This is a genomic window from Streptomyces sp. NPDC056486 (assembly GCF_042795295.1).
In the GTDB taxonomy this organism is placed as follows: Bacteria; Actinomycetota; Actinomycetes; order Streptomycetales; family Streptomycetaceae; genus Streptomyces.
On record NZ_JBHTSF010000060.1, the window covers coordinates 38508 to 52521 of the forward strand.

General features: G+C 69.3%; 9 protein-coding genes. 1 reads left to right on the forward strand and 8 read right to left on the reverse strand.

Going from position 1 to position 14014, the window contains the following annotated elements; all coding sequences use genetic code 11:
* Positions 1 to 56 precede the first annotated feature (56 nt).
* The 8 genes from ACFQ7F_RS23460 to eccD all read right to left on the reverse strand — a co-directional run bounded on the left by ACFQ7F_RS23460 (position 57) and on the right by eccD (position 9544).
* Positions 57 to 428: a hypothetical protein gene (locus ACFQ7F_RS23460; protein WP_383273446.1), complete on the reverse strand. Its 372-nt coding sequence runs from the start codon at positions 426 to 428 to the stop codon at positions 57 to 59.
* 2 nt (positions 429 to 430) lie between these two features.
* Positions 431 to 886 (reverse strand): YbaB/EbfC family nucleoid-associated protein, encoded by a 456-nt coding sequence (locus ACFQ7F_RS23465; RefSeq protein ID WP_383273466.1) that lies wholly within the window; start codon positions 884 to 886, stop codon positions 431 to 433.
* 178 nt (positions 887 to 1064) lie between these two features.
* Entirely contained in the window at positions 1065 to 4541 is a 3477-nt protein-coding gene (locus ACFQ7F_RS23470) for an AAWKG family protein (protein WP_383273448.1), read from the reverse strand.
* Positions 4542 to 4676: 135 nt separating this feature from the next.
* On the reverse strand, positions 4677 to 5150 hold the full coding sequence (locus ACFQ7F_RS23475) for a type VII secretion system-associated protein (protein ID WP_383273450.1): 474 nt from the start codon (positions 5148 to 5150) through the stop codon (positions 4677 to 4679).
* 99 nt (positions 5151 to 5249) lie between these two features.
* Complete coding sequence (locus ACFQ7F_RS23480; protein WP_383273452.1) at positions 5250 to 5558, reverse strand: WXG100 family type VII secretion target; 309 nt, start codon at positions 5556 to 5558, stop codon at positions 5250 to 5252.
* 85 nt (positions 5559 to 5643) lie between these two features.
* A complete protein-coding gene (locus tag ACFQ7F_RS23485; RefSeq protein ID WP_383273454.1) occupies positions 5644 to 5979 on the reverse strand; it encodes a hypothetical protein in 336 nt (111 codons plus the stop codon).
* 495 nt (positions 5980 to 6474) lie between these two features.
* Complete coding sequence (eccB, locus tag ACFQ7F_RS23490) at positions 6475 to 8049, reverse strand: type VII secretion protein EccB (RefSeq protein WP_383273456.1); 1575 nt, start codon at positions 8047 to 8049, stop codon at positions 6475 to 6477.
* A gap of 88 nt (positions 8050 to 8137) precedes the next feature.
* Positions 8138 to 9544: a type VII secretion integral membrane protein EccD gene (eccD, locus tag ACFQ7F_RS23495; protein ID WP_383273458.1), complete on the reverse strand. Its 1407-nt coding sequence runs from the start codon at positions 9542 to 9544 to the stop codon at positions 8138 to 8140.
* A gap of 470 nt (positions 9545 to 10014) precedes the next feature.
* On the opposite strand from eccD, the gene eccCa reads away from it, so the two are divergent.
* Complete coding sequence (gene eccCa, locus ACFQ7F_RS23500) at positions 10015 to 13986, forward strand: type VII secretion protein EccCa (RefSeq protein ID WP_383273460.1); 3972 nt, start codon at positions 10015 to 10017, stop codon at positions 13984 to 13986.
* The last annotated feature ends 28 nt before the right edge of the window (positions 13987 to 14014 follow it).

Consider the following 14014-nt stretch of genomic DNA (forward strand, 5'->3'; position numbering starts at 1 on the left):
AGCAGGACCGAGCGGCCGCTCCCGGCGTGGTGCGGGAGCGGCCTGCGGTGCGGTGGTCAGCGGCGCCCATGCCCGCCCGAGTCGCTGTCAAGACCGTTGGCTTCCAAGCGGTTTCTGCCCTGCTCGACGTCCTCGATGTTGCGGTCGCGGGTGCCCTGCATCATGCGGACCTGGCCGACCGTGGACTCGGTGATGCCCGTCAGGGCGTCACGGATGGACAGCATGGTGTCCTTGGCTGTCTGCCGCTCCTTCTGCTCCTGCGGCTTGGCCTGCTCGGCGAAGTCGCCGCTCGTGCCGGGCCAGCTGACTGTGGGAGCCAGCTCGTCGAGGAACTCCTCGGTCATGCTACTGGCCAGAGTGCCGATCTCCTCAAGCTGCTCCGCCAGAGCCTCGATGCGCTGCGGATCGGCGTAGTACCGCTGTCCCATGGTCAGTTCTCCCCGTCCTCGCCGATCGCGTCACGCCAGGCAGGGGTCGGCTGACCACCGCGTGCCGTGTCCTCGTTGTCCTCACGCAGCACCTCGGGACCGAAGATCCGCTCCCAGTCCAGCTCGAAGCCCTTCAGCTCGGGTACCTCGCTGCTGGGCTCCGCAAAGGGCGCCAACGCCTTCATCACATGGCGGTTCATCTTCAGGCGTGCGGCGTTCGCCGACTCCAGGACGCTGGCGGCCAGCTCCTGGGGCGACATGTCGCGGTACTTGTTCTCCAGGAACTCGATACCGGTCAACTCGCCCTGCGGGCCCACGGTGGAGCGGACCGCGCGGTCGGACGAGAGCACGGCGAACGACGAATCGCGCAGCTCGCGCTCGGTGCGCGCGACCCCCTCCTGGGCCGCCTGGAGTTCGGCCATCGCCTTTTCCAGACGCTTCTCCAATGGTTCCATCAGGCCCGCGCCTCCCTTCCGCCTCGGTCTTCCCGTACGCCCGGACCGGGACCGCGCGTGTCAGGTCCCGGCACCACGTACATCAACTCCGCACATGATCTTGCCTGGTGAGAGCCAGTTACGGAAGCGGGGGCCGAATGGGATTCGTCTCTCCGCGACGGTCGAACCGGGGCTCCGGTCATCATCGGCCGATGACGGAAGGGGTTCCGCCCTCCTCGGTTCCCCATACGTCGGCATCCTCTTCCAGATAGTCGGCGGATGTGGTGGCCCTTCGGCCCGACTCCGCCTCTTCCTCGGAGCTGTCGCCGCCGGTGGTCGTCACCCGGGAGGCCGGCGCCAGGAAGGTGTCGCTGTCCTCCTGACGGTTCCACGGGCTGCGCCTGCCGCGGCGGTTGCGCCGCTCGCTCTCCTCCACCGCGTCGACCAGTACGGAGCGCACCCGCTCGCCATTGCCCTTCTCGCCGCCCGCGCCCATGCCGCCCATGCCGCCGCCGCCCATCGGCATGCCGGGCGAGCCGGGGGTGCCAGGGGCGCCGGGTGTGCCGGAACCGGAGGAGGAAGCGGCCGGGCTGTTCGCGGAGGCGCCGTCGGAGAGCGGGGCAGCCCCACCCGCACCGAGACCGTCCAGCGAGCCGGAGCCCCCGTTGAGGCCTGCGCCGGCGCCAACGGATACCGGGCTGCCGCCGCCCGCGCCCACTCCGCTGCCGCCGCTGCCACCGGTGTTCAGATCGGGGAGCGTCACGTCCCGGTTGGTGGTGCCGCCCCCGCCGCCTCCGCCCACGCCGTTGGGGATGTCGAGGCTGTTGGGGATGTCCAGGTTGTTCTTGTCCCCCACGGAGTTGAGGTCGTGCAGGTCGATCGTCTTGGTGCCGCCCTGCGGGTCGGTGAGGGTGGCGATGCCGGTGTCCGGATTGATCTTCTGCTTACTGCCGTCCGGGAAGGTGGTGCTCGGCTCGCCGTTGTCCAGGGAGGTGACGGAGCCGTCCGGGTTGGTCACCTGTGCCCCGTGGGTGAGATCGGTCAGCTTGGTGCTGCCGTCCGCGTCGGTGCTGGTGAGCATCCCGGTGTCCGGGTCGAAGGTGGCCTTGCCGCCATCCGCGAACTTGGTGGTGAAGTCGTTGCCGTCGAGCGAGGTGTGCCCGCCGGTCGGGGTCTCCAGGCCGGACTGGTTGTTGTTGAGGTCCCCGATGTTGTTGAGGTCCCCGAGGTTGCCCAGATTGCCCAGGTCGCCGTTCGACTGGGTGTCCATACCGGGGTTGATGTCACCGAGGTTGCCCAGGTCTGCCGTGCCGTTCCCGCCGTTGAGGTCACCCAGTCCCCCCGCACTGTTCCCACCGTTGATGTTGCCCAGGCTGCCGAGGTTCTGGGTGGTGGTTTTGCCGTCCGGGTCGGTGGTGACGGCCTGGCCGGTCGTGGGGTCGACGTTCTGAGTGGTGCCGTCGGGGAAGCTGGTGGTCAGCTTGCCGTCGTCGCCGAGCGAGGTCACCGAGCCGTCCGGGTTCGTCACCTTGGTGCCGTCGCCCAGGTTCTGCGTGGTGGTCGAGCCGTCCGGGTTGGTGGTGGTGAGCGTGCCGCTGTCGGGGTCGAAGGCGCTGCTGCTGCCGTCCGGGAAGTCGGCGGTGATTTGCTTGTTGTCGCCCAGCTGGGTGCTGCCGCCGGTCGGGCTCTTGAGGGGCGTGTTCGCACCGCCGTTGATCCCGCCGAGCCCGCCGCCGGGGTTGTTCAGGTTGCCGAGGTTACCCAGGTTCTGCGGGACCGGGGGCATGGCGGCGCGCTGTTGCGCCCCGTCACCGCCGGGACTGTTCAAGCCGCCGAGGCCACCACCGGGGCCGTTTAGGTTGCCGAGGTTACCCAGGTTCTGCGGGATCGGGGGCACCGCGACGGACTGCTGCCCCCCGCCACCGCCGGGGCTGTTCGAGTCGCCGAGGCCACCGCCGGGGCTGTTCAAACCGCCGGGGCCACCACCGGGGCCGTTCAGGTTGCCAAGGTTGCCAAGGCTCTCGGTCGGCGGGTGGTTCGCGTTGTTCTGGTTGCCGCCCGGGTTCAGCAGGTCGTCGAGGTTGAGCTTCTGGTTGCCCCCGCCCCCGCCGGGACCATTGAGGCCGCTCATGCCGTCCTGGAAGGCTTTGCTGTTGGCTTTGGCCGCGGCGTCGGCGTCCGCGCGCGCCTTGGCCGCGTCCGCCTTGTCCTCCGCACGCTGCTTCTTCAACTCGTCAGCCGCTTCCTTCGCGGCCGCCTTGTTCTCCGCGTTCGCCTTCTTCGCCTCGTCAGCCGCTTCCTTCGCGGCCGCCTTGTTCTCGTCGTTCGCCTTCTTCGCGTCGTCAGCCGCCTTCTTCGCGGCCGCGGCGGCGTCCGCGTTCGCCTTGTTGGCCGCGTCAGTCGCGTCGTCCGCCTTCTTGTCCTTGTAGTCCTCCGAAGCCGTGCTGGTCGTCTTCGGCTTGGGGATGTTTCCGGAGAAGTCCTTGCTGAGGTCGATGAAGTGGTTGTTCAGGCGGGACTGCACCTTGGCGGCTTCCTCGCCCAGGTCCTTGTCGATACCCTGAAACCAGATCTCGACCGCCTTGTCGCCGACCTTCTTCCAGGTGGCGGCGTCGGTGAGGTCGCCGTAATCGTGCACCTGCGTGAAGTCGCTGTGCGGGCTGTGCATGTAGGTGAAGTAGTAGGGACCGATCGCCTCGATGTCCGTCTTCTTGACGTTGTTCTCGTTCACCCACGTGGCGAGGTCGTCCAGGACGTAGCGCAGTACCTGATGCGGGTCGTAATGCCGGGAGTTGGCCCACTTCAGCCATGCGGCGAGCAGATCTCTCGCAGCGTCCTCCAGGTACGTACGGCCCAGCGCGAGCGCGCGTGAGTACACCGTGCCGTCGGTGCTGGTCCCGCTGCCGCCGCCGACGGCGGAGTTGAAGGTCTCGACGTAGTTGTCGTAGTTCTCGCGGATCTTCTCGAGCAGGCTGCGGAAGACGTCCGCCGCCTCGCCCTTCCAGCTCGCGTCGTCCGCGCCGAAGCGGTCCTCCCACTCCTTCAGGATCGGCGCTTGGTCCTTGAAGAACTTCGCGGCATAGTCGAAGGACTCCCCGGTGTCGTCGAAGGACTTCAGGACCACGGCGTCGTTGTGCGAAACGGACGCCCCGCTGAAGTCGGTGCCCTGCGTATTGCCCTCCAGCAGAGCCATGAGCGCCGCCCGCGGTCCGCTCATGTATTGGGCGAGTGGCCGACTGTCCATCTTGTCGTCGTTGTAGTCCGTGAACTCGCCACCCGACCGGACACTTGCGTCGTTCACGTTGTCGGAGTCCGCAGAGGCGAAGATGACCTCGTCACCGGACTTCACGCGGCCCTCGAAGACGATCCGGGCCTGCTTGACACTCATCGTCTTGTCTTTGTCGAAGAACCAGATGTCGTAGTCGTCGTCCGAGTTCATCGCGAAGCCGGTGGAGTCCTCGACGGCGTCCTTGATGCTCTTCTCCTGGAAGTCCATCCGGAAGAGCTTGCCGCCCTTGTCGGAGCGGAGCGTGTCGAAGAGCACGGCGCGTTTCGGCACCGGATAGCCGGTGATGTGGGCGACCAGGTCGCCCCACGTGTCGCCCGGCACATCTTTGGCGTCGGCACCATAGCCGAGGTAATCGTCGTGCTTGCCGTCAATGCCTGTGTCTTCCGCCACCGGGCGCCCTCTCTGGTCTGTTGTCGTCCGTGCCGACGCACCCCGTCCTCGTGGGGGTGTCCGGCCGGATGTTTCTCACGCGGGCTCGCCGGGCGGCCGTGGCCCCGGCCTGCGCGCGGCACGAACTCAGGAGACTCAGTCGTCCGAGCTGTCGGTGCCACCACTGCTGCCGGCGGTGAGCGTGTCGACGTCTTCGAAGCTCTGGAGCAGCGTCTTCGCGTCGATCGCCTCCAGGTTCTTGTCCTTGGTCTTGTTCGCCTCGTCGATGGTGTCGGTGAGCGCCTCTTTCAACTCCTTGAAAAGATCGATCTGGTCACCGAGCAGTTTGTCGACGGCCGTGGCCGCGTCGGTGATGCCCTTGAGCAGCTTCGGCCCCGAGACCAGGGGTTCCGTGAGCATCTTGCCCATGCGCAGAAACTGCTTGCTCTGATCGAGGTTGTCGTCGGTGGTCTTTTGGTCGATGCGCTCTTCGAGCGTGCGGACGCCGGCCTTCGAGCCGTCCGAGCGGTGCGTCTTCGCGCGGTTGTGCACCGCCTGTACCTCGTTGTCGCGGAAGTTCTCCATCTCCTTGAGATTGAAGTGCTTGACGTCAGCTTTCTCACCAGCCATGGGACGCTCTCCTGCTGCTCGGTGCCGATCGGGGGTTCGGGATGATCCGGCGGGCGCCGTGCGTACGGGCGCCCGCCGGACCGGTGGGTGAAGCTGGGCCTAGCGGGCCCGCACACCGCCCCAGTTGTCGGCGCTCTTGCGCTCGTCACGGGAGTGGTTGTCGTGGATGGACTGGATCAGCTCACCGTTGTCACCGAGGAGCCGGGCCATGTTCTTGGTGGCCTGGTCCCACTCCGCCTGGACCTCACGGTACTTCTCCTGGTCCGCACCCTCCCAGGAGGCGACGAGAGGCTTCAGCTCGTCCTCCAGGTTGTTGAGGGTCGTGATGATCAGCTGGGTCTGCTCCATCAACTCCTCGATGGCTTGCTGGACCTTGGGGTATTGCAGGTCGATGATGCCGTCGGCCATGACGTCTCCTCTCGAAGTCCGGGCTCAAGGCCCGGGAAGCTCACGAAGTCCGGCCTCACAGAAGGGGCCGGTGCCGCGGTGGGGGTCAGCTCAGTGCTTCGAAGACACCTTGGCTGGTCTTGCTGTTCAGAACCTCGGTGAGGTCCTGGTTCTCCTTCGCCAGGCGGTTGGCGGAGGTCACGTTGTCCTGGAGCGCGTCGACCATCGTGCTGATCTGGACGACGACCTTCTGCGCCTCGGTGTTCCAGCTGCGGAAGAGCTTCAGGAGGGCCTGGCCCTCGTCACCGCCGACGCCCGAACGCGCGGCGATCTCGGCGACGTTGTTCTGGACCTTCTCGACCTGACCCCGGGCCGACTCCAGGGAGGAGACTCCTCCCAAGCCCTTGGCATAATCCGCTTTCCTTGCGCCGCTGTCCGCCATGTCACGCTCCTTTCGTTCAGGCGCGTTCATCGCACCGTTCCTCGCAGAGGCTAGAGAGAACTCAGTGTTTTGCGCAACGCGACTGGGGAAGATCTGAGCATCGGCCGACCAGCGGAATTCAGTTCCATGACAACGGAGTTGTTGCAAGATTGCAGCGGGATGAACACACGCGTCGGCCGATCGGGCGGGCGCGATGTGGAGTTCGGCTCCGCGGATCGCGAAACGGGCGGAAGGCGGGCATGCGAAGAGACCGAACGGGCATGGAGAAAGCCCTGCTTCCGGCCTTGGCCCGGAATTCCGTCGGCGAAGCCGTCCCCCTGGAAAATCTGAGCTTCTGCTGAGCTTCGCGCGTGCGCATCCGGTGCCGTGAAGACGCCGATGTCTTCACTAGATTCACACTACATGAGTCGGATCGGGGCGGACTTTCCCCGCCGATCGTCCCCTTTCCCTTTCTTCGACGCGCTATGTACGCCTTGCCCGAATCCGTATGGTGTGTCAACTGCCGGATGCGGTAGCCGTCTTGTTCGCGTCATCGTTCTCGCCGCTCTTCTTCTTCGTCCGGTCGGCGCTGCCGCACGCCGGAGCCGTGACCTTGGGCTCGGCGGCGCCGGACGCGGCGGCCGGGTCCAGGTCCGCGCCGGTCGGCAGGGCCGCGAGCAGCGGTGCCGGGACCGAGCCGATGTCCGCGTCCGTGTACCCGAGTGCGGCCAGCGATTCCTTGGCCGAGAGGCGGTACTTCACGCCGTTCTCCGCGACCAGGTAGGTGGTTCCCGCATGGGCGGCGCCGCTCGCGTGCAGCGCCCTGACCAGGGCCCCGTGGCCGGGTCGCACGATCGTGGCGTTCGTGGGGACGCAGGCCGGGCTCAGCGGCTGGGCGGTGCCCTCGGACACCGCGACCGGGGCGAGTCGGGACAGCGGCACGAGCACCGACCGGATCCGGGCGCCGCCCTCGCCGCCGTCCACCTGCGCGCAGAGCGCGGTGCCGCGCGTCGCGGACTGCGGGGTCGGCGGCGCGTCCGGCAGTTCCGCGGACGCGACGGGGCCCGGATTCTTCGCCCGGTGTTCGCGCAGCACCGCCGCACCGACCGTGCGCACCTCGGGCGACTCCCCCTGGTAGGCGTCCTTCTGGGTGGCCGGGTCGCCGAGCGCCAGAGCGGCGCCGAGCCGGGTCAGCGGCACCGTGCCGTCCTTGCGAAGGAGGTAGTAGGTACTGTCGCCGCCGGGCACGCTGACCTTGAACAGCTGGCCGATCCGGCTGGCCTCGCCCCCGAGTTCGGGGCCCACCTCGCCGCGGCCCGGTACCTTCGGCGGAGCCAGGGCCGGTCCCGGCGCCAGCGCGTCGAGGAAGGCCGCAGAGACCGGCATCGGATGCTTGGAGCCGTAACCGAGCGCGTTGCGGGCGTCGGACGCGCGGTCGAGGGCCAGCCTGCTCCCCCGCCACACCAGGTACTCAGTACCGTCCGGGCCGCGTACGAGCACTCCGCGGTCACTGCCGACGTCACTGGAGTTCAGCGGTGCCCCGGCCACGACGCTGGTGGCCCCAGGCTTGTTCACCCCGGTGTCCGCCACGGCACCGGAGGTGTCGGGGAGCGCCCCGCCCGGCCCGGTGACGCACATGTGCCAGGCGCCGCCATCGAGTTGGCCGGGCCCCGGCACGGTGTCCGGAGCACCGGGGATGCCGACCGCGGTGCCCACCGGGACGCCCTCCAGAGAGGCGGTACGGACGTCGACGGCCGCCAGGTCGGAGCCTCCGATCAGCCGCGCCGACGCGTAGTTGCGCACCGGGTGCAGGGTGCCGTCGGTGTCGGTCCACAGGTAGCGGGCGCCGGTGTCGCTGTTCACCACCAGGTGCTTGCCGTCGCGCCAGCTGTCGTTACCGCCGGGGCGCAGCAGGCCGTAGACAGTGGCGATCGCGCCGACCAGGACGGTCACGAGGATGCCGAAGATCACCCCGCGTGTGGTGCGTCCGAGCGGGCTCTCCGGGGCGTCCGGATCGGCCGTCAGCAGGCCCGAACTGAGCCTGCCCATCATGAAACTGTGGGCGTGTACCTGGTCTCGTTTGGACTGCACGGCCTCTCCTACGACTCCTTCTCCGTGTCCCGGTGCGCGGGCTCTCTGCCCCGCTGCACGGGCTCCCTGTCCCGGTGTGCGGGTGTGCTCAGCCGAACAGGCCGCGCAACCAGCCGAAGAGCCCCGCGACCCAGAGGCTGAGCGGCAGCAGCGCCACGGCGAAGAGGGTGTGCGCGAGTTCCCCCGCACGGCCCCAGTACGGCAGCACCCGGCGGCCTGGCACGATCCAGGCGGCGACCACGAGTCCGGCAGCCGCGGCGAACAGCACCGCGAAGACCACCAGGCGGCCGGTGCCGTCGCTGTCCACCGCCCAGGCGCGGGCGAGCAGCAGCAGCCCCCAGACGCCGGGAACGGTCAGGGTCAGCCGCTGCCCGATGTGGACAAGGCCGCGGCAGTGCAGGAGAAGCAGCAGGCTCAGCACGAGGGAGGCAAGCACCTCGGGCAGGCTCGGGTGCTGGGTGAGGACGACCAGGGCAGCGGCGGCGATGGTGCCGGTGGCGGCGAAGAGCGCGGTGACCCAGCGTCCGGCCAACTCGGTGCGCTCGGCGACTTCGTCGCCCGCGTAGGGCTCGATGCCCTCCTGGAGCTGGGCGGCGGTGGACGGCAGCGCGGGCAGCCGCAGGCCTGCCAGCTTGAAGGCGAAGGGTGCCACCGCACTGGCGGCGAGCGTGACCACCGCCGCCACCAGTGCCACCGAGGCCGAGGCGCCCATGCCGGTGTACCCCATCAGGGCTCCGGCGATCGCGGTCGCCACCGAGACGAGGGCGGTGGCCAGGAGGGCCGGGGCGCCGACCGCGGTGGCGGCGAGCGCGAGGACCGCGCCGCCCGCACCGGCAGCACCCGCGGCGAGCAGCCGCGCCCCCGCGACCTTCACCGCGTCCGGGCCGCTCATCTCGCCGCCGGGCAGCAGCCAGCCGGCCAGGGCCAGGCAGGGCGCGACAAGGAGGCCGAGCGCGTTCGCGGAGAGCCGGTCGCCGACCGCGCGGCTGGCGGAACCCGCGCCCGCGAGCATCAGCAGCCCGGCCACGGCCGCGCAGACGGCCCTGAGGGAGCCTGAGTCACTCACCCCGGGCCAGAGCACCAGCACGAGGGCGACCACCACGGTCGCCACCGCGGTGCCCACCAGGAGTCCGCGGGCCGCTCCGGGGTGCCAGGTGTGCAGCCGGCGGCCCGCGGTGTCGGCTATCCCGTCCACCAGGTCGTCGAGCCGCGCCTCGGGCAGCGCCTCGGTGTGCGGACGCAGGTAGAGCACGGCGCCGTCGGCGAGCCCGGCGCGGGCCAGGGTGGTCTCCTCGTCGAGCGGGGCGTCACCGAGTTGCTGGAGCACCCAGCCGGCGTGGTCGAGGCCGGCCTCCTCGACTTCCTCGCCGATGTAGCGCAACAGCGTGGGCAGGAGATCGGCGACCGGCACGTCGGCGGGCACGGCCAGATCGACGGACACGCTCGGCGCACGTACGGTCAGGCGGCACAGTTCGGCCACCGCACTGTCGGTCATCAGCTGAACTCTCGTCTTCCGTGGGGGCTTTGTCTGGAAGGACTTCCCCGGGAGTGGGGACGTGCGAAGGGAGTGGGGACGTGCGAATAGTACGGAAGACGCACGCGGCCAGGAACGGGGGTGCCGGGCCGGGGAATTGTGTCCGCGCCAACCGCGAACACCGCCCCGCGTGGACAGGTCGCGTTCCGTGAATGCAGACTACTGCCTACACCCACCGGGTCGTACTGCGGACCGGCTCCATTGTCCGGCAGAGAGTTGTCCATCAGGGGAGTTGCCCGTTCCCCCGCTATCCACCCGAATCTTTCACCCGGTGTTCACCGCGTCACGCGGGACCCGGAGAATCAACGCGGTGCGGGTCTTTCCCCGAGTGCCCCGGTATTCGCTGTGGGCCGTAAAGTCAGTGAAACCGGAGGTTCTGTTCCTTGAGTGTGGTGCTGTTTCGCCGGCCGGCCCGCAGACGCGGACCGGAGATGCCCGAAGGGCAATTGACCCTTCAGGAGCCGCCGGTCCTTGCCGAGACGGTTCCGGACACCTCGGCTATATGGACCTATTTGCCGATGGCGCTCATGTCGGTGTCGATGATGCTGATGTTCCTTCGCCCCGGCGGTGGGAACGGCGTCTTCATGTATCTGGCGATGGGCGTCATGGCGCTCTCCGCCGGTGCCATGCTGCTCGGTCAGATCATGCGCAAGTCCAGCGAGCGCAAGCAGCGCCTGAAGGGCGAACGCCGCGACTACCTCCGTTACTTGGCGCAGACCCGCAAGCGGGTCCGGGTCACCATCACAGAGCAGCAGAGGGCTCTCGCCTGGCGCCACCCTGAGCCCGGCTCGCTGCGCTCACTGGCCCGCACCTCACGGCTGTGGGAACGCCGCCCCGCCGACGAGGACTTCGGCGAGATCCGTATTGCGGTCGGCGAACAGCAGCTCGCGCTCGAACTGAACCCGGTTTCCACCCACCCGGTGGAGGACCTCGAACCCCTCTGCGCGCACGCCCTGCGCCGCTTCATCCGCGCCTACTCCACGATCCCCGGACAGCCCCTCGGCCTCTACCTGCGCTCCTCCGCCAGGGTCCTGCTCCGCGCCGACGAAGAATCTGGCACCGAAACCTCCGAAGCCGACACCGAAGCGGTACGCGCCCTGGTCCGCGCCATGCTCGGCCAGCTCGCGGTGTTCCACGCGCCCGAGGAGCTGTGGATCGCCTTCTGCGTCAGCGACGAGCGGCGGCCCGACTGGGAGTGGGCCAAGTGGCTGCCGCACGCGCTGCACCCGTACGAGGAGGACGGCGCGGGCCAGGTCCGCCGGATCACCGCCGACCTCACCGAGCTCGACGATCTGCTCGGCGCGGAGTTCGCCGAGCGCCCCGGCTTCGACCCGGACGCCCGTCCCGGCCGTGACGAGCCCTACACGATCGTCGTCCTTGACGGCGTCACCGTCCCCGAGGGCCACCGCTGGGAGGGGCACGGCTACCGCAACGCCCTGGTCCTGGACGTCTCCGGGGCACTGCGCTGGCGTCCCGGCCGCAACACGCTGAGGCTGACCGCCGGGCCCGACCAGGTGAGCCTGGTGCGCACCGACCGCAGCCGCAAGGAGCGCTCCGTGCCGCTCGGCCGGCCCGACCGGCTCGGCCCGCACGGCGCCGAGTCACTGGCCCGGCTGCTCACGAGCCGCCGGATCAGCCTGGGCAGCGACATCGCGCAGCCGCTGGACAGCGACGTCGAGCTGACCACCCTGCTCGGCATCCCCGACCTGCACCGGCACGACCCGCAGACTCTCTTCGACCGCAACACCGGCTCCGCCCGGCTGCGGGTGCCGATCGCGGTCGGTGTGGACGGGCGCCCGGTGGAACTCGACATCAAGGAGTCCGCACAGGGAGGCATGGGCCCGCACGGCATGCTCATCGGCGCCACCGGCTCCGGCAAGAGCGAACTCCTGCGGACGCTCGTCCTTGGCCTCGCCCTGACCAACTCCTCCGAGACCCTCAACTTCATCCTGGTCGACTTCAAGGGCGGCGCCACCTTCCTGGGCCTGGAGGAACTCCCCCACACCTCCGCCGTCATCACCAACCTCGCCGACGAGGTCGCTCTGGTGGAGCGCATGCAGGACGCCCTGCACGGCGAGCTCATGCGCCGCCAGGAGCTGCTGCGCTCGGCGGGCAACTACACCTCCGCCCTGGAGTACGAGCGGGCCCGCGCCGCCGGGTCCGATCTCACCCCGCTGCCCAGCCTCTTCGTGGTGGTCGACGAGTTCAGTGAGCTCCTCTCCGCGCACCGGGAGTTCATGGACCTGTTCGTGATGATCGGCCGCCTCGGCCGTTCGCTCGGCGTGCACCTGCTGCTCGCATCGCAGCGCCTGGACGAGGGCCGCATGCACCAGCTGGAGAGCCACCTCTCCTACCGCGTCGGTCTGCGCACCTTCTCGGCCATGGAGAGCCGGGGTGTCCTCGGTGTGCCGGACGCCTACCAGTTGCCGGCCCAGCCCGGCAGCGGCTTCCTGAAGTCCGGTGTGGAGGCCCTGACCCGGTTCCGCGCCGCCTACTCCTCCGGCACCTATGCGCGCCGCACCGGCGCGGTGGTACAGGCCCGGGTTGCCAGCCAGGTGGTGCCGTGGACCAGTGGCTGGGTGGTACCACGCACCCTGGAGGCCGCGCCCGAACCGGAGCCGGAGACCGAGCCGAGCGGCCCCGAGGAGACCCTGCTCGACGTGGCCCTCGACAGGCTGCGCGACGCAGGCCCTGCCGCCCATCAGGTGTGGCTGCCGCCGCTGAAGGAACCCTCGTCCCTTGACGCCCTGCTGCCCGGCGTCGCTCCCGTTCCCGGGCGCGGCCTCAGCGCCGAAGGCTGGTCAGGCACCGGCAAGCTGCGGGTGCCTGTCGGCCTGGTGGACAAGCCCTTCGACCAGCGCCGCGACCCGCTGGTCGTGGACCTCTCCGGCGCCGGCGGCCATGTCGCCATCGCGGGCGGTTCACAGAGCGGCAAGTCCACCCTCGCCCGTACCCTGATCAGCGCTCTCGCCCTCACCCACACCCCCGCCGAGATCCAGTTCTACTGCCTCGACTTCGGCGGCGGCGGGCTCTCGCAGCTGGCCGGGCTCCCGCACGTCGGCGGTGTCGCGGCGCGGCTCAACCCGGAGCGGGTGCACCGGGCCGTCGCCGAGGTGATGACACTGCTCGCCCGCCGTGAGCAGTTCTTCGTCGACCACACCCTCGACTCCATGCAGTCCTACCGTCGGCGCCGGGCCGCCGGGGAGTTCCCCGACGAGCCCTTCGGCGATGTGTTCATGGTGATCGACGGCTGGTCCACGGTCCGTCAGGACTACGACCAACTCATCCCGAAGTTCAACGAACTCGCCGCCCGTGGCCTCAACTACGGCATCCACCTGCTCATCACCACCACCCGCTGGGTGGAGCTTTCGGCCCAGGTCCGTGACCAGGCCGCCACCCGCCTCGAACTGCGGATGGGTGACCCGATGGACTCCGAGATCGACACCCGCAAGGCCCGCTCGGTGCCGCGCAGCGGTGGCCGCGGCATCACCGCCGACAGCAAGATGCACTTCCTGGCGGGTCTGCCCCGCATCGACGGGAGCGGCTCCCTGGAGGATCTCGGTGACGGCGTCGGCCATCTGGTCGCCGAGGTCGCCCGGCACTGGTCGGGCGAGTCCGCGCCACAGGTACGGATGCTGCCGCACCGGCTGCCGCTCGCCGAACTCCCCGCGCCCGAGGCCACCGAGGGCGGTGGCATGCGCCTGCCGCTCGGCATCGACCAGGACGCCCTGGAACCGGTCTGGCACGACTTCAGCCGCACCCCGCACCTGATCGTGGTCGGCGACACCGAGAGCGGCAAGACCAACATGCTGCGCCGCATCACCCAGGGCATCACCACCCGCTACACGCCCAGCGAGGCGAAGATCATCGTGGTGGACTACCGCCGCACCCTGGTGGACGCCATCCCCGAGGAGTACCGCATCGGGCATGTGATCTCCCTGGACAACCTCAAGGAGACCATCGAGGGCGCGGCCCGCGCGATGAAGTCCCGCATCCCCGGCGCCGACATCGCCCCTGGCCGCATGCGCAAGTGCGACTGGTGGACAGGGCCTCGCCTCTTCGTCCTGGTCGACGACTACGACATGGTCTCCGGCACCTCCTTCCAGAGCCCCTTCGAGCCGCTCTTCGAGCATCTGACGCTGGGCTTCGAGACGGGTCTCCATCTCGTCGTCGCCCGCAGCGCCATGGGCGCGGGAAGGGGGCTCAGCGACGGCCTCATGCGTCGCCTGGACGAGTCCAACAACCCGGCGGTCCTGCTGTCCTGCCCGCCCACCGAAGGCCGCCTCTTCGGCAATGCCAAGCCCCGCAACCTTCCCCCCGGCCGTGCTCTGCACATCGCCCGCCGCAAGGAGCGCCTGGTGCAGACGGCGCTGGTGGAGGAGAACCCGCCGCAGAGCGACTGAGAGAACGCCGAGTACGAACTGAACTGAC